This window comes from Thiothrix litoralis (assembly GCF_017901135.1).
GTDB classification, from domain to species: Bacteria; Pseudomonadota; Gammaproteobacteria; order Thiotrichales; family Thiotrichaceae; genus Thiothrix; species Thiothrix litoralis.
In genome coordinates, this window is record NZ_CP072801.1 from 3,417,857 (window position 1) to 3,433,571 (window position 15,715).

Here is a 15,715-nt window from a genome sequence, read left to right on the forward strand (position 1 = left end):
TTTTATGGCAAACCGCCCCGATACCATCTACTTTTTCGGCACCTGCCTGATTGACCTGATGTACCCGCAAGCGGGCGTCTCGGCGATTCAGTTAATCCAGCGGGCAGGTGTGAACGTGATTTTCCCACCCGCGCAAACCTGTTGCGGACAACCCGCGTGGAATTCCGGCTACCGCGACGAAGCGCGTGCCGTGGCACGGGCGCAAATCGCTTTGTTCCCCAAACCCATTCCCATCGTCATCCCCTCCGGCTCGTGCGCGGGCATGATGAAAGCCCATTACCCCGAACTCTTCAAAGGCGAAGTTGACGAAGCGCAAGCGCTGGATGTGGCGGGGCGCGTGTTTGAACTCACCGAATTTCTGGTCGATGTGCTACAAATCGAACTGCAAGATTTGGGCGCACCGATCAAGGTGGCGGTACACACTTCCTGTTCCGCCCGCCGTGAAATGGGCGTTGCCGACAAGATCGAATCGCTGCTGGGGCAATTGAGCAACGTCGAACGGGTAGAACACGCCCGCAAGCCGGAATGCTGTGGTTTCGGCGGCACGTTTGCGGTGAAAGAGCCGGAAATTTCCGCCGCGATGGTGCTGGATAAAACCACTCATATCCGCAATGCCGGGGTCGATCGGCTGGTCAGTCAGGATGGCGGTTGCCTGATGAATATCAGCGGGGCAATGGAAAAGCAGGGTAATGCCATTCCAAGCCAGCACATTGCCGAGTTTTTGTGGGAAAGAACCGGAGGGAATGCCTCATGACCAGCGAATTCCGCATCACTGTGCGCGAGAACCTCGCCAAAGCCGAAGTCCGCGCCAACTTCTACCGTGCGATGGATGGCCTGATGACGCGCCGCCTCGATCAATTCCCCGACAAGGTGGAACTGGAACGCTTGCGTACCCAAAGCATGGCAATCCGCGCCAATGCCTTAAGTAAACTGCCGGAATTGCTGGAACAGCTCGAAACCAACCTGACCCGCAACGGCATTCAGGTGCACTGGGCAGAAACCACCGATCAGGCCAACCAGATCGTGCTGGGCATTATGCAGCAGCACAACGCCCAGTCGATCATCAAGGGCAAGTCGATGGTGTCGGAAGAAATGGGCTTGAACCATTTCCTCGAAGCCTTGGGCATTGAAGCGCTGGAATCGGATTTGGGTGAATTCATTATCCAGCTTGACCACGAAGCGCCGTCGCACATTATCATGCCCGCGATCCACAAAAACCGCGTGCAAATTGCCAAGCTGTTCCACGAAAAATTCCCCGACATCCCCTACACCGAAGACGTGGATGAGTTGACGCAACTGGCGCGGCGCATCTTGCGCGACAAGTTTTACGCCGCACCTGTGGGGCTTTCCGGGGTGAACTTTATGGTGGCGGAAACCGGCACGCTGTGTCTGGTGGAAAACGAAGGCAATGGGCGCATGTCGACCACCGCTCCCCCGGTACACATTGCGGTCACGGGCATCGAAAAGGTGGTGGAAAGCCTGAGCGATGTACCGCCACTGTTGAGCATTTTGACCCGTTCCGCCACCGGGCAGCCGATTACCACTTACGTGAATATGATCAGCAGCCCGCGCAAGCCGGGTGAAAAAGATGGCCCCGAAGAGGTGCATCTGGTGCTGCTGGATAACGGGCGTTCCAATATTTACAGCGACCCGGAATTGCTGGCAACGCTGCGCTGCATCCGTTGCGGGGCGTGCATTAACCATTGCCCGGTGTACGTGCGCATTGGCGGACACAGCTATGGCACGGTGTATCCGGGGCCCATCGGCTCGATTTTGGAGCCGCAAAAAGCCGGGTTGGATGTGCATGGCGAACTGACTCAAGCCTCGACCTTGTGCGGGGCATGTAGCGAAGTTTGTCCGGTACGCATCCCGATTCCCAGCATTCTCAACCGCTTGCGTTACGACGGGGTACGCAAGGATGCCGCAAATACCCATACTGTGGGTTCGGGCAAACGCCGCACGCTGAGTGAAGCGGCGACGTGGAAAACCTGGGCGTGGGCAGCGACGCACCCGGCGCTTTACCACACCGGCTCGAAACTGGCGACGCGCTTCAAGGGCATGTTGCCGACCAATCTGGGGGCGTGGACATCGGTACGTACTGCGCCGAAACTCGCCGAATCCACCTTGCACGAACGCCTCAAAGCCTTGGGAGTTGATCATGAGTAATACCACTGCTTCTCGCACCAACATCCTTGCGCGTTTGCGCGAACCGCAACGCCCAGAATGCGGCTTTGACGAGCGTGATTACCTGAGCCGCTTCGATTGGGATCGTACCGAACGGGTACGGCGTTTCACCGAACGCATGGTGGCGGTACGTGCCGAAGTGCATCAGGCAACGGCTGATTCGTGGCTGAATGTGGTTAAGCAAGTCTGTGCCGCCAAGGGCTTGAAAAATCTGTTGGTTTCGCCAGAAACAGAACGGGGTAAACAGATCCATGCACAGGCAGAACATTTTCCGGCACTCAAAACTTACGATCGGCCGATTGAAGGCTGGAAAGAGGAACTGTTCTACGGGGTGGATGCAGCTTTCACCAGCACCTTTGGCGGGATTGCCGAAACGGGTACGTTGATTCTGATGCCAGATGCGGAAGAACCGCGTTTGATGTCGCTGGTTCCACCCGTGCATATTGCGGTGCTGGAAGTGGATAAGCTCTACACCACGTTTGCCGAGGCGGTGCAGGAACAAGGCTGGGTAAAAACGGGAATGCCCAGCAATGCGCTGCTGGTTTCGGGCCCCTCGAAGTCGGCGGATATTGAGCAGACGCTGGCGTATGGGGTGCATGGGCCGAAGGAGCTGGTGGTGATTTTGGTTTAAGCCTGAAAATACGGTGAGGGCAAGGTCGGGTACGTCCGGTAAACATGCTGGAATACCCGCTCCCTCAAGACGGGAATTTCATCCACACTGTAATCATTCACCGGCAAGCCGGTATTTTCATCATACAGAAAATCGTAAATCTGCTGACGTACTGCATCACGGGTCGCCTCCTTATCGCGCCAATTGGCAATGCGTAGGCGTTCAGCTTTCAGGGTTTCCAGCAATTCAGCCGCCACTTGCTTGATACGTTCGCGCTCTTTGGATTTCAGGTCAGGTTTTTCCAGCAAATCAAACAAGGCTAGGGTTTCCTCATCCATGTGTTCGCGTTGCGCCCGTTTTTCCTCTTCACTCAGGGCATTGACCAGCTTCACCAAGGCTTCAAAGGTTTGCTCGATGGTGGCACGATCTTTTTCCTGATTGTATGTTTTCACCAGTTGTTCGTAGTGATCCTGAAAATTGGTGCGTAACGGGTTCTGCATCAACAGCCGCTGCAATTGTTGCTCGATAGCACTTTTCAGGGATTGCACCGTGGTACGGGGCTGTTTGCTGGCGGCAAACTCACGCCGCAACAAGTCAAAATCAATCTGGCTGATGTCATAGATACTGGCGGTTTCCGGGGTATCAGGTCTGGGCTGATCACGCACACCGGACGTATCAATGGCCTGATCAACAAGGTGGTGCAATTCGCGTAGGATGGCTGAAATATCTGCTCGTTGCGTATCGGCTTGCAAGCTTTTGTAGATGATATTGACAGCATCGCGTGCTTCCCGATAGGCATTGACCCCCGGAATAGTGATGCACGCCTTGAAGGTATTGAGCACGGCTCGTGCCATGATTTCAAACTGCTTGCGGGTGTGGTCATTTTCATTGACCGCTTCTTTGGCATCACGGATCGCTTTGTTTTTGGCAAAGCCTTGCGCTTCATCAATGCTTGCCAGCGCAAACCCGCGCTGTTGCAGGAAATCACGCGCCATACCAATGGCCTCCGCCAGCGTTTTCAGCAGCTCTTCTTTAGGGCGAGCTGGGTCTGTTTCATCCCCATCACCGTCTACTTTGCGCCCAGCAAACGTGGCTAAGGCTTTGCGCAAGTTTTTCAGAATGCCGCAGTAATCGACAATCAGACCGTTGGTTTTACCTTCCGCTACCCGATTGGCGCGGGCAATGGCCTGCATCAAGGTATGAGCTTTCAGCGGCTTATCCAGATACAAGGTGGCAAGGCTCGGCACATCAAAACCTGTCAACCACATGGCGCATACAATCGCCACGCGGAAGGGATGTTCGGCGCGTTTGAAGGCCGATTCCATATCCAGTTGTTTGCCGTCGGCTTGGGTGAAACCTTCCTTGATCAGGCGACGGTGTGGGGTAATGTCCAAATTCCACGCGGCGAATTTGGCGACTTCACCCTGTTCCTCACTGACCACCACGGCGATTTGGGTTTCCTGCATCCACGCGAGTTGGCGCGTGCGCCATACCAAGTCTTGCTCATCGCTGGCATAACTCACTTGCTTGGCTAATTTACGGGTGTGTTGCTCCCACGCATCTTGAATCAGTCTGTGCATCCGCACGCAGGTGATTTTGTCGATACACACCAGCATGGCTTTGCCGGTTTCCCAGCCTTGGCTGTAATGCTGCACAAAATCGTCGGCAATTTGCCCAAGGCGCGAACTGCTGGTGATCAGGTGGTAATCGCGTTTCAGTTCACGTTCCAGGCGTTGCTGCACATCAATGTCGTCGATTTCCAGTTCCGCCAACTTTGCCGCTATTTTCTCGTTTAAGCCTTTGGGGTCAGCGACGCAATGCTGTGTGCCGGACTCATCCTTGAATACCAGTTTTTCGCCGCGTGCATCGTAATACAGCGGCACGGTGGATTTATCCTCCACCGCTCGCTGGAAATCATAGGTGGAAACGTATTCACCAAACACTTCCTGGGTAATTTCGTCATCGGCAAACAACGGTGTCCCGGTGAAGCCGATGAAACTGGCATTCGGCAAGGCATTGCGCATATTGAGCGATAAAAGACCGTATTGGGTGCGGTGTGCTTCATCGGTGATGACGATAATGTCGTCACGTTGGGTGTAGGGCGCATCCGGTTCTATTTTCTGATTAAACTTCTGCACCAGTGAAAATACATAGGCTTTTTGTTCGCGCAGCAATTGCTGTAAATGCTCGCCACTGCTGGCACGGCAGGGGTCTTTGTCGTGATCCACCACGCCGCAACCCGCAAAGGTTTTGTAAAGCTGGGTGTCGAGGTCGTCACGGTCAGTCAGCACCAGAAAGGTGTAATTGCCCCCCAAACGACGGTGTACCTTACGCGCAAAAAACACGATGGAATACGACTTGCCTGAACCCTGTGTATGCCAAAACACCCCCAATTTACCGGCGCGTTTCTGGTGTTCGCTTACTCTGGCGATGGCGCGGTTCACGCCCAGAAACTGGTGATTACGGGCAATGATTTTGATCAGCTTGCCAGTGCTGTCATCAAACAGAATGAAGTTCTCGAACAAGTCCAGCAGCGCGGTTTTGCTGCATGTGCCTTTGAGCAAGGTTTCCATCTCGACCACACCCGCATCACCTTCGGACAAGCGTTTCCAGTCATTGAAATGTTCAAACTGGCTGGACAATGAACCGATTTTCGCCTCCACGCCATTGCCGAGAATGATAAAGGCGTTGTGGTGGAACAGGTGGGGAATCGTGTCTTTGTAGTCGGCGAGGTTTTCTTCGTAAGCGGCTTTGATGTCGCGGTGCAGGTTCTTCAGCTCCATAAACACCAGCGGGATGCCATTGACGAAACCGACCACATCGGCGCGGCGGCGGTAAATATCGCCTTTTACCCAGAACTCCCGCACCACCAGAAAGTGATTGTTTTCAGGGTTTTCAAAGTCGAACAGGCGTAGGCGTTTTTTGAGGCGTTCGCCTTTGGCATTGCGGTAGGTGACTTCCACGCCGTTTTTATGCAGGGTGTCTTTTTCGCGGTTAGTGGCGAGGGTGATGGCGCTGCTGCTGGTGGCGGTGAGGGTGCGGATTGCATCTTGATAGGCTTCCATCGGTAGGCCGGGGTTGAAGGCCATCAGCTTTTCACCCAGATAACGGGTCAGTACCATCTCGGTTTCGGATTCGCGCCCCAGCGTGCCTTCCTTGCCCAGCACTTCGTGCATGGCGTAGACGGATTCATCCCACAGCAAATCCTTGTGCAGATAATCTGCGGTGGTGGTTTGTACCAGCGAATCTTCAGTGTGTGCCATGCCCCGCGCCCCTATTGTTGAGCAATGATTTCGCTCAATAATAAGTCGTTATCATGAATTTATCGACTATTTGTTTTTTGTATATTGAGTGCTATCGCCCACTTCTATTTCCCAATACCCCCCCTTACTTCCTCCCACCCGCTGTAAACCCCCCGCTTTACGTAGTTTCGCCACGGCACGTTCGATGGCGCTGACTGATTTGCCCAAGGTTTCTGCGACCTCTGCCAAGGTAATGGTCGGTTGTTGTTGGAGCAACAAGAGGATTTGCTCGGCGAGTTTGACCTGCGTTTTAACCCGCGTTTTACCCAGCGTTTTGTCTTCCATGCTGCTTAATGCATCCCGAATCATGGTCAGGATGAAGGCAATGAAAGGGGCGCAATCGGTTTGTTGGGTGCTGTCTTGCAGGGCTTGGTAATAGGCGGCTTGATGTTGATGCACCAGACTTTCGACGGGTAAGTTGGCGAACAGCGGATGCCATTTCGATAAGATTAGGGTTTGCCATAAACGCCCCATGCGCCCGTTGCCATCCGCGAAGGGGTGGATGAATTCAAACTCGAAGTGGAACACCGAACTGGCTACCAAGGGATGCGTTTGGGTGGTTTGCAACCATTGGAATAAGTCTGCCATTAAGCGTGGTACTTGGTTGGCGGGAGGAGCCATGTGTAAGACCTGCTTGCCTGCGAATACGCCGACGCCACCGTTGCGGTACATGCCTGCGCTGTCGATCAGCCCTAGCATCAGGGTTTTGTGGGCGGCTAACAGGTCGGCTTCTTGTTTGGCGTTCCAGTGCGGCATTTGCTCGTAGGCTTCCAGCGCGTTTTTTGCTTCTTGGATGTCGCGGGGTGGGGCAATGACCAGTTTGCCATCGAGCAGGGCGGTAATCTGTGCTTCGGTGAGGGTGTTGCCTTCAATCGCGAGGGAGCCTGCGATGGTGCGGATGCGGTTAATACGGCGTAGGCGGAGGTCGCGTTCCTGTTCGTACCATTGCTTGAGTTGCCCCAAGCGTTCGCTGATGTCGGCAACGAGAGTTAGCACGTCATTGGTGATGGTAAACGGCGGCTGGTACTGGCTCATACCACAATCTCCCCACTCATCAACTTCGGCAACAACAAATCCCGCGCCTTGACTAGAGCCTGATTCTGTAATGATAACGCTTTTAGTTGTTTGGTAATTGGTTCGATTTGCTCATTGAAATCTCTGAGTAAAGTATCTGTGGGCAATAATAAATCAGTGGTGAGCAAATATTTCCAATCTGCCCTTGGCATTTTCGAGCCTTCTTTTACCGTTTTTGATGCTAACGCAATAAAGTAATCACTTGATAAGTGCATCAGGCAATAAAAATATAAGTCTTGACTCAAGGGACGAATAACAACCGCATCTGATGATGTAACCCCACTGCATAAGGTAAAGCCAATTTTGTGAAAATAGGGTCTTATTTTTCCGAAGATAATATCATTTTCTTTGAATAGAAATTTATTGCTGGTTACTTTGCTGGCTGTTTCCCAAGTGTCGAGCGTGATTGAACGACGAGGCATGTGTTCAAAACCTATATAAGGCATACTGCTATCAATAGCTTCAGGATTTACTGAATCTTTAATATCAATGCAAACATCTGTAAGTAAAACTCTATACCACCCCTCCGGCACACCATCCACCACTTTGACATGCTCATGACCGGGGAAACGCAGATGCACAAACCATTCTTTGTAAAGCAAGCGGGCGGATTCTTCCAAAAGCTGGATGCGGCGGCGGTTGTTTTCGATGAGGTCGTCGTAGTTAGAAAAAATACGAGCTATGTTTTTCTGAGTAGATACATCGGGAATTTTTAAAGAAATTCGAGCAATAACCTCATGATTTAACGAAGCCATTGTCGCTTTGTTTGAACATTGAATAAGAATCCACTGTTTGTGATTATCCAAGTTTAAAGCATAAGAGAGGAATTTTGCATTAATGCGATCTGTCTCCACTCTTAGTCTTATGCAATCAGAGCCTTGAATCCAACCTACTTGATCTTGTTTAACTAATAAGTGACGATCTACAGATCCTTTTCTTCCAAATACAATATCATTTTCTTCAAGGGTATGTTGACTTAAACGTGATGCAACATCGTCAGGAACATATTCTAACTTTTGCGCCCTTAAGTTACCGTATCCAATATTTCTAACATTAATTACAGGAATGCCATGCTCGGTATAGTCAGCAGCTTTTAATTGTGTACCAAATGGACCTGTCTGAATGTCAATTTCATTATTTTTAATAAAGTTCCCAAGTATGATTTTCTCCCAACTCATAGCTGCACCTTCCTTATCCCCGAATCCAGTCTTCAATTCGTAGGTGGGGAATCCGGTCGTAATGGCGGATATTGCCTGTGACCAGTATTCCGCCTTGTGCCAGCGTAATCGAGGAAATCATCAGGTCGGCATCCGCCACGGTATTGCCTGTTTGTTTCAACAAGGCTTTATTGCGCCCAAACAGTTCAGCCGCCGCCAGATTAAAGTCCAGTATCGGCAAAGTCGCCAAAAACTCGGTAACGAGGATGTGGTTGTGCTGTGGTTTACTGGAATTGGCAGCACCATAAGCCAATTCACACGCCGTAATCCAAGTCGTAGCCACCAGATCAAGCGTTTGGCTACGTGCTTCTAGCACCCGTTGATTGCCACGTAATAGTTCGATACAAACATCCGTGTCCAATATTTTCATAAGCTAAACTCCCTGCCTTCCGTTCTGGACTGGTAGATGTCTGCCACGACCGCATCCGTTTGCACGACCGATCCCTGCCAACGCCCCGCCAATTTTTGCCAAGCGGCTAATTGTGCTTCACGTTGTTGCAGGGCGGCTGTCGCAGGGTCGCGTGCATTGCTCGTGGTCACTTGCTCCAGTAACCACAAAATCTGACGGTTGATGCTGCGTTTATCGCGGCTAGCTTGCACCTTGATACGTTCAAATAACGGCTCGTCGATGTCTTTTAAGGTAATGGATGTCATAGAAAATCACCATAACAGGCTTATAATGAAACCATTATGGTTTTCTACGATGAGTCTGTCAAATTAAGCCTTTGAAGTTTTGGGCGATTTGCGCGGCGAGGGTAACAGCTTCTTGGTTTAGCCCGTCGAGTTCGATGTGGATGTCGCGCAAGGTTTCTTCAAAGTCGAAATCTTCGTCGACTTCTTCCGCTGCAACGCCTACATAGCGCCCCGGTGTCAAACTCCAATCCGCTGCGGCAAGCGCGGCAACGTCCACCAGCTTAACCAACCCCTCCACATCCCGATACTTCCCTTCCGGGAATCGCGACAGCAACCAGTGCGCCTGTTTATGGAAATAGCGCACCTGCTTAAGCTGCTCCACTGCCTGCTTACGCCAAACATCCAGCTCCTTCGTGCCACGCTGTAATAAAGTACGGGCGGTATTCAGCGGCTTGATCTGTTCACGTACCTGCTTTTCCTGTAACTGCAACGCCACCTGCTTGGCAATATCCTTTTCTGCTTTGACCTGTTCCGCCAACGTATCGGCTTCTTGGTTGAGCAAACTGACCTTGTGCTTGAGATGATCAATCGTGTCGCGGGTCAAGGTATCGCATTGCTTGGCAAGGTGATCAACGCTTTTCACCCCATCACGGCAACGCTCAGCCAAGGGTGAAAAATCGTTTTCCCGTTGTTTGACGGCGGCTAAATTGCTGGTTATTACCAACGATGCAAACGGCAACACGTCATCTTTCAGGCTGTTGGCATCCGCATGGAGTAACTGGCATAAGGTTTGTAACTCATCCAGTTGTGTTTGCACGGCAGTACCCGTTGCGGTAGCCGCCTCTTTCAAGGTGCGTAACTGGCGTTGCAATTTCACCAAAAACCAGCACACGCCCCGGCGTTGCGGTGTCGGGAGCAAGGCATCGTGCAGCAACAACAGCACATCATTCAGGTAATCTGCTACCAATTGCACAAAGCGGCATTCCAACCCCCGATACAACCACACCACCGCCGTCAGGTTCTGCTGCTGTTCGGGGCTGAAGTCGTAAATCTTGCGGGTGACTTTGCGGTAAACATGCCGCGCATCCAGCATCAACACCTTATCGCGCAAGTGCGCTGGTTTCGCCTTGTTGAAAAACCACAATTGGCAAGGCACGCTGCGGGTGTAGAAAAAGTTGCCGCGAATGTCGATCATCACATCCACATGCCCGGTTTTCACCAGACTCTCGCGCACTTTCGCCTCATCGCGCCCCGCACTGGAAGCCTGTGACGACATCACAAACCCGGCACGCCCCTTGTTATTCAAGTAGCTGTAGAAATACTGAATCCACAAATAATTAGCGTTGGAAACCTTTTTGTTCTTGTTCGTCCCCGGCAACCCAAACGGCAAACGCCGGTCGTTCTTGATCTTTTCCGCATCCACCTCATCCACGTTGAACGGCGGATTGGCCATCACGAAATCCACCGCACCGAACAGCCCCTCGTGCTCATCCTTGTAGTAGGTGATAGCATCTTCACCACCCAAGATATTGCCTTCCAACCCATGCACAGTCAGGTTCATTTTGGCCAGACGCGTGGTGACACGGTTCTTTTCATGCCCGTAAAAGGTCAATTGTTTAGGATTCTGGCGATGCCGCTCCATGAAATGCGCACTCTGCACAAACATGCCACCCGAGCCGCACGCCGGGTCAAAAATTTTGCCGTGATCGGGTTCGAGCACATTCACAATCAATTGCACCAACGACACGGGCGTGAAAAATTCACCGCCATCATGTGCGCCCTGATCAGCAAATTGCGTGAGGAAGTATTCGTAAATGCGCCCGAAAATATCCCCATCCGCTTGCTTCAATTCGTTAGGGTTGAGGGTGCGCAGCAAGATTCCCAACACGTCATTGGGGATGCTGCGGTATTCCTGCTTGGGTAATTGGTCTTTGAGGGTGAGGTAATCCGCTTCGATGGATTCCATCGCCAGAATAATGGCTTCGGCACGGTCATCTGCATCCGTCAGCTTCACCAGTTCATCAAACTGCGCGGCGGGCTTGAGGAAAATGGCGCTTTTCTGCGAGAAATCTTCCTTGGTCAATGCCCGCTTGACCCCGCCTCGACTGGGCAAAGTAGCAATAATGCCATCCTGCATACTCAAATAACGGCTGTAAGCGTGGCGCAAAAAAATCAGCCCCATTACCGGCAGGAAATATTCGTTACTCGCCAGTTCCGAATTACCACGCAAGGTGTCGGCAGCTTTCCATAAGCGTTTTTCAATGGCTTCGATGTGTTCAAGTTGTGCCAAGTCCTGTTCCTTCGGGTATTAAACTGACTGAAGATTATAAGCCATCCTGAAAGTTTAATTCCGTAAAGTCGCCACCAACCGGTTCGGCGTTGCCAGATACCCAAACACATCCAGCACCGACGTACACACCACATCCGCCGCCATCACGGCCTGCACGGCGGCGCCTTCCGCTTGAATCAGCGCAATTCCCAGCGCTGCCGCTTGCAGCATCAGTTTGTCGTTATTGCCATTGCCCACCGCCAGCACGTGTTCCTTGCCGAGTTGCTCGACATACTGGCGTTTGCTGACGTCCTGTTGCCCGTTGGGGATGACGTGAACCGTGCAAGCAACACCTTCCAGCGCCTGCGCCACCGTGCCATAGGTATCGGCGGTGATCACGTGGAAGGTGAATTGCGGCGCAAAGTGGTTGATCTGTTGCGCCACGCCGGGGATCAGTGCGCCATCCTCCGCCAGTGTGCCGTTGTAATCAAACACCACGTGGCGGATGTCCAGCTCAGCTTGGCCGGGAATAGTCACTTGCATGTAAAAACCTTAGCTTTTCGTGCCGCTGCTAAACTTGCCAAACATATCTGCCCACTGTTTGAACATATCAGCATTACCCATGACGCCCGGCTTGAAAAACGCCATCGGGTCATAACCTTCGACGCCTTCCTGCATTTTTTTCAGCATTTGAGCCATGACTTCGCGGTTGAACTCCTGAACATCCGGTAGCCCCATGATGCGGCGTAGGTCTTCTGGTGTCATCTCGACATTAACGGTGATATTCATGGTAATTACTCCCTTGGTTGTAATACATCTATTTTGCCACACTTCCATTCGTCGGGTTTATATAACCTATACTCCAATAAACCCTTGTGAAGGAAATGGGCTGTCATGACTGAAACAGTAAACGCCGATCCCCCCATCCCGACATCCCGCTGGCAAGCACTGGGCAAACGCTTGCGTGGCTGGGTCAGCAAATCCCTCGACCTCATGCACTTTCTCACCGAGCGCATTATGGGGTTCCTGCGGCTGTTTGCCACCTTGGGATTGTTGCTGATTGTGCTATTCGTTGTCTATCAGGCAGTGGAAAGTTCGCGTTTGGTACTGGTCAAGCCCTTCACAGTGCCGCAAAGCATGAGCAATAGCCATGCGGATGCCGGGCGTATCATTGCCAATGCCCTGAAACAGGAGTTATTGCTGGCAGAAAACGATATTTACAACACCGTCAAACGCACCAGCCGCAATCGTAAGGTGAATATCGGCGCGGTGACGGGCAATAGCGAAGACTATTTGCTGGGTTCTGACATCAAGCTGCCTGAAACCGGCATCTCCATTAACGACGTGGTGGAATTCATCGCCAGCATTTTCGGGCGGCGCAATATTACCGGCTCGGTCTATCAGGATCAGGGCAAGCTGTTCCTGCAAGTGGAGCTGGATGGGCGTATTTTTCCCTTCGAGCGCGATCTGGCGGGGCATGACACCAACGCCCTGAACATGGATTTGATCAGCGACATGCTGCGTGAAGCCCGTATCCAGTTGTTGAGTGTCGCTTCGGAAAGCCACAATCTGTATTACTATTGCAGCGGGGAAGCGGATGCGGTGGAACACAGCGATGGTCAATTAAGCGAGTGGTTTGATTACTGTTCGCGCCTGCAAAGCAGCCAGATGACTCCGAATGAACTCGATGGCTTATTGAATGACCTGCATTCTGCGCGGGTGCGGCAAATGGCGAATGGCAACGACACCTTGCGGCACATTCTGGGGCAGACGACCGGCAATGCGCTGGATAAGACCCGTCTGCTGTGCCCGGACTACCCCGTTACCAAGGTTTGTAAAGCCAATGCCACACCGGAAGCCGGGCAAATCGCCCTGCGCCTTCCCGAACCCCTGCGAGCGCCAGCGGCAATGACATCGCTGTTTCCGGCTTTACCGGATGCGAGCGCTTTCAAGACGGACTCGTTGACCATGCGCAGCATGATCCGGGTAGCCCCGGTATCGAGTGCACCGCTGGTGGAATTGCCATCGGTCAGGACGTTGCTGGCGGAATGCGCCAACAGTCCGCCCGCCAAGCCACAGGATATGCTGGCATCCAACAGCACCGAAGGCGATGCAACCCTGCTGTTCAACAACAACCGTCCCTTACAAGCGTTGGAAAAATATGCGTTGGCTATCCAACAGAATTGCGGCAATGTATTTGCTTGGGCGAATCTGGGGGTGTTGCTGGTATCTGCTGATCCGCCGTTACGTAGCGCTGAAGAGGCGCAGCTTGCGCTGGAAAATGCGGTCAGCATCAATGAACGCATTGACTGGGTACAAAACAATCTGTGCATTGCCCGTGCCTTAGCAGCACCGCTGGATACGATGGAAAGCCTCATCAACAATGATGCCTGTAACGCCGCCCGCGCCTTGAGCCCAGCAAACAAGGTCATTCTCGACAAGCAGTTTTATTTGGCCGTAGCGGAGCGCTATTTAAGCGAAGGGCAATATGACCGCGCTGCGACTACCTATCAGGCAGCGCTCAGCGCGGACAGAAAGCGGGATTGCAATACCAGCAAGGCCATCGAAAAACTGGCCTTGCTGGAAACTTACGGCGTAAAGGGTGCGAAAGCGTCAGCGTGTGCAATTTTGCAAGACGCTTTGCCACTACCCGGCGGAAAAGTCAGCACATGCGAGGCTAAGCTCGCCGCATTTCCGTGCCCGTGAAGAGGATTTTCTTCTATTCCAGCCCTTGGCTGCTCAGATACTCGTCGTAAGTACCACGGTAATCGACAATCGTGCCGTCGCCTTTGACGTCGAAAATACGCGTCGCCAGTGAGCCAACGAATACCCGGTCATGCGACACGAACATCAACGTGCCATCGTAGCGATCCAAACCGCCATTGAGGGATTCGATGGATTCCATGTCCAAGTGGTTGGTAGGTTCATCCATCAACATGACATTGGTGCGTGACAACATCATTTTGCCGAAAATCATTCGGCCTTTTTCACCACCCGATAACACGCGCACCGGCTTTTTCACGGTATCGCCACCGAACAGTAAGCGGCCGAGTGTGCCACGGTTTTGGGTTTCGGCGTCTTCGCCTTCGTAGCCACTTTTACGCACGTAATCGGCCATCCAGTCAGTGAGGCTGATGTCACTTTTGAAGTCGTCTTCGTGGTCTTGCTCGTAGGTGGAAATGCGTACTTTTTCCGCCCATTTGATGCTGCCTGTTTGTGGCTGCAACTGGCCTTCAAGCAGTTTGAGCAGGGTGGTTTTACCCACGCCGTTTTCGCCGATGATGCCGACTTTTTCACCCGCTTCGATGGCGAAGCTGAAGTTTTTGATCAGCGGCTTATCCATACCCTCGTAGCCGAAGGTGAGGTTTTCGACTTCCACCGCGAAACGGTGCAGGCGTTCTTTTTCGTCATACTCGAAGCGAATCCACGGGTATTGACGGCTGGACGGCTTGATGTCTTCCGGCTTGAGTTTCTCGATCAGCTTACGACGGCTGGTCGCCTGCTTGGCTTTGGACTTGTTGGCAGAGAAGCGCCGCACGAAATCTTGCAATTCCAGAATGCGGTCTTTGGCCTTGGCGTTGGCATTGGCTTGGCGCTCACGGGCTTGGGTAGAAGCCTCCATGAAATCATCGTAGTTGCCGGAGTAAATCTGGATTTTACCGAAGTCCAGGTCGGCGGTATGCGTACACACTTGGTTCAAAAAGTGCCGGTCATGCGAGATGATGATCATGGTGGAATCGCGGTTATTGAGCGTTTCTTCCAACCAGCGGATGGTGTTGATGTCGAGGTTGTTGGTCGGTTCGTCCAGCAACAAAATATCAGGGTTGGCGAACAGGGCTTGGCACAGCAAGACGCGCAATTTCCAACCGGGGGCTACTTGGCTCATCGGGCCATTGTGCTGTTCGATGGGAATACCGACCGCCATCAGCAGTTCACCAGCACGGGATTCGGCGGTGTAGCCATCCATTTCCGCGAACTGACCTTCGAGATCCGCCGCTTTCATGTAATCGTCTTCGGTCGCGTCGGGGTTGGCGTAAATCGCGTCTTTGGCAGACATGACCTTCCACATTTCCTCGTGCCCCATCAGTACCACGTCGAGCACGCGCACGTCTTCAAAACCGAACTGGTCTTGGCGCAAATAGGCGATGCGTTCGTGCGGGTCTTTGGAAACGTTGCCTGCGGTTGCTTCTTGCAAGCCGCACAAAATTTTCATGAAGGTGGATTTGCCCGACCCGTTCGCACCGATCAGGCCGTAGCGGTTGCCGTCGCCAAATTTGACGGAAACATTATCGAATAGTGGTTTAGCACCAAACTGGATGGTGACATTGGCAGCAACTAGCACTGGGAATCCTCTTGAAATCTGATGGGGCGTAATGGGGTGTTACTGTAGCACTTTTGGCGCGTTACCGCAGCGCCATTCCCACGT

Annotated in this window: 13 protein-coding genes; 4 read left to right on the forward strand and 9 right to left on the reverse strand. The window is 52.5% G+C overall.

Features of this window, described 5'->3' with window-relative positions:
* The first annotated feature begins 4 nt into the window (after positions 1-4).
* From J9253_RS16540 to J9253_RS16550, 3 genes are read left to right on the forward strand one after another with little or no spacing between them, the layout of a single operon-like run.
* Positions 5-754, forward strand: a complete 750-nt coding sequence (locus J9253_RS16540) for a (Fe-S)-binding protein (protein ID WP_210221994.1) — start codon at positions 5-7, stop codon at positions 752-754.
* Positions 751-2,166 carry a LutB/LldF family L-lactate oxidation iron-sulfur protein gene (locus J9253_RS16545; protein ID WP_210221995.1) on the forward strand — a complete coding sequence of 472 codons (1,416 nt, stop codon included), beginning with the start codon at positions 751-753 and terminating at the stop codon, positions 2,164-2,166. The genes J9253_RS16540 and J9253_RS16545 overlap by 4 nt, the downstream gene beginning before the upstream one ends.
* Entirely contained in the window at positions 2,159-2,815 is a 657-nt protein-coding gene (locus tag J9253_RS16550; protein ID WP_210221996.1) for a LutC/YkgG family protein, read from the forward strand. The genes J9253_RS16545 and J9253_RS16550 overlap by 8 nt, the downstream gene beginning before the upstream one ends.
* Here the strand turns inward: J9253_RS16550 and J9253_RS16555 are convergent.
* From J9253_RS16555 to J9253_RS16590, 8 genes are all read right to left on the reverse strand, one after another.
* The gene (locus J9253_RS16555) at positions 2,812-6,057 is read right to left on the reverse strand and encodes a type I restriction endonuclease subunit R (protein WP_210221997.1); all 3,246 of its coding nucleotides are present in this window, start codon (positions 6,055-6,057) and stop codon (positions 2,812-2,814) included. The two genes, J9253_RS16550 and J9253_RS16555, sit on opposite strands and share 4 nt — an antisense overlap.
* A 66-nt stretch (positions 6,058-6,123) precedes the next feature.
* Positions 6,124-7,131: a Fic family protein gene (locus tag J9253_RS16560; RefSeq protein WP_210221998.1), complete on the reverse strand. Its 1,008-nt coding sequence runs from the start codon at positions 7,129-7,131 to the stop codon at positions 6,124-6,126.
* Positions 7,128-8,348 carry a restriction endonuclease subunit S gene (locus J9253_RS16565; protein ID WP_210221999.1) on the reverse strand — a complete coding sequence of 407 codons (1,221 nt, stop codon included), beginning with the start codon at positions 8,346-8,348 and terminating at the stop codon, positions 7,128-7,130. The genes J9253_RS16560 and J9253_RS16565 overlap by 4 nt, the downstream gene beginning before the upstream one ends.
* A gap of 13 nt (positions 8,349-8,361) precedes the next feature.
* Positions 8,362-8,757 (reverse strand): PIN domain-containing protein, encoded by a 396-nt coding sequence (locus J9253_RS16570; RefSeq protein WP_210222000.1) that lies wholly within the window; start codon positions 8,755-8,757, stop codon positions 8,362-8,364.
* Positions 8,754-9,041, reverse strand: a complete 288-nt coding sequence (locus J9253_RS16575; protein ID WP_210222001.1) for a hypothetical protein — start codon at positions 9,039-9,041, stop codon at positions 8,754-8,756. The genes J9253_RS16570 and J9253_RS16575 overlap by 4 nt, the downstream gene beginning before the upstream one ends.
* A gap of 58 nt (positions 9,042-9,099) precedes the next feature.
* Positions 9,100-11,310 (reverse strand): class I SAM-dependent DNA methyltransferase, encoded by a 2,211-nt coding sequence (locus tag J9253_RS16580; RefSeq protein WP_210222002.1) that lies wholly within the window; start codon positions 11,308-11,310, stop codon positions 9,100-9,102.
* A gap of 54 nt (positions 11,311-11,364) precedes the next feature.
* Positions 11,365-11,832: an HAD family hydrolase gene (locus J9253_RS16585; protein WP_210222003.1), complete on the reverse strand. Its 468-nt coding sequence runs from the start codon at positions 11,830-11,832 to the stop codon at positions 11,365-11,367.
* Positions 11,833-11,841: 9 nt separating this feature from the next.
* Entirely contained in the window at positions 11,842-12,078 is a 237-nt protein-coding gene (locus J9253_RS16590; RefSeq protein ID WP_210222004.1) for a DUF6489 family protein, read from the reverse strand.
* 105 nt (positions 12,079-12,183) lie between these two features.
* Between J9253_RS16590 and J9253_RS16595 the strand changes: the two genes are divergently transcribed.
* The gene (locus J9253_RS16595; protein ID WP_210222005.1) at positions 12,184-13,995 is read left to right on the forward strand and encodes a tetratricopeptide repeat protein; all 1,812 of its coding nucleotides are present in this window, start codon (positions 12,184-12,186) and stop codon (positions 13,993-13,995) included.
* 13 nt (positions 13,996-14,008) lie between these two features.
* Here J9253_RS16595 and J9253_RS16600 read toward each other — a convergent pair whose 3' ends face one another.
* Positions 14,009-15,631, reverse strand: coding sequence for an ABC-F family ATPase (locus J9253_RS16600; RefSeq protein WP_210222006.1), 1,623 nt, complete (start codon positions 15,629-15,631; stop codon positions 14,009-14,011).
* Positions 15,632-15,715 lie beyond the last annotated feature (84 nt).

Coding starts and splice junctions, on each gene's coding strand:
- J9253_RS16550 (WP_210221996.1), top strand. CDS start 2,159: ATGAGTAATACCACTGCTTCTCGCACCAACATCCTTGCGCGTTTGCGC.
- J9253_RS16590 (WP_210222004.1), bottom strand. CDS start 12,078: ATGAATATCACCGTTAATGTCGAGATGACACCAGAAGACCTACGCCGC.
- J9253_RS16540 (WP_210221994.1), top strand. CDS start 5: ATGGCAAACCGCCCCGATACCATCTACTTTTTCGGCACCTGCCTGATT.
- J9253_RS16585 (WP_210222003.1), bottom strand. CDS start 11,832: ATGCAAGTGACTATTCCCGGCCAAGCTGAGCTGGACATCCGCCACGTG.
- J9253_RS16560 (WP_210221998.1), bottom strand. CDS start 7,131: ATGAGCCAGTACCAGCCGCCGTTTACCATCACCAATGACGTGCTAACT.
- J9253_RS16570 (WP_210222000.1), bottom strand. CDS start 8,757: ATGAAAATATTGGACACGGATGTTTGTATCGAACTATTACGTGGCAAT.
- J9253_RS16575 (WP_210222001.1), bottom strand. CDS start 9,041: ATGACATCCATTACCTTAAAAGACATCGACGAGCCGTTATTTGAACGT.
- J9253_RS16545 (WP_210221995.1), top strand. CDS start 751: ATGACCAGCGAATTCCGCATCACTGTGCGCGAGAACCTCGCCAAAGCC.
- J9253_RS16565 (WP_210221999.1), bottom strand. CDS start 8,348: ATGAGTTGGGAGAAAATCATACTTGGGAACTTTATTAAAAATAATGAA.
- J9253_RS16595 (WP_210222005.1), top strand. CDS start 12,184: ATGACTGAAACAGTAAACGCCGATCCCCCCATCCCGACATCCCGCTGG.
- J9253_RS16555 (WP_210221997.1), bottom strand. CDS start 6,057: ATGGCACACACTGAAGATTCGCTGGTACAAACCACCACCGCAGATTAT.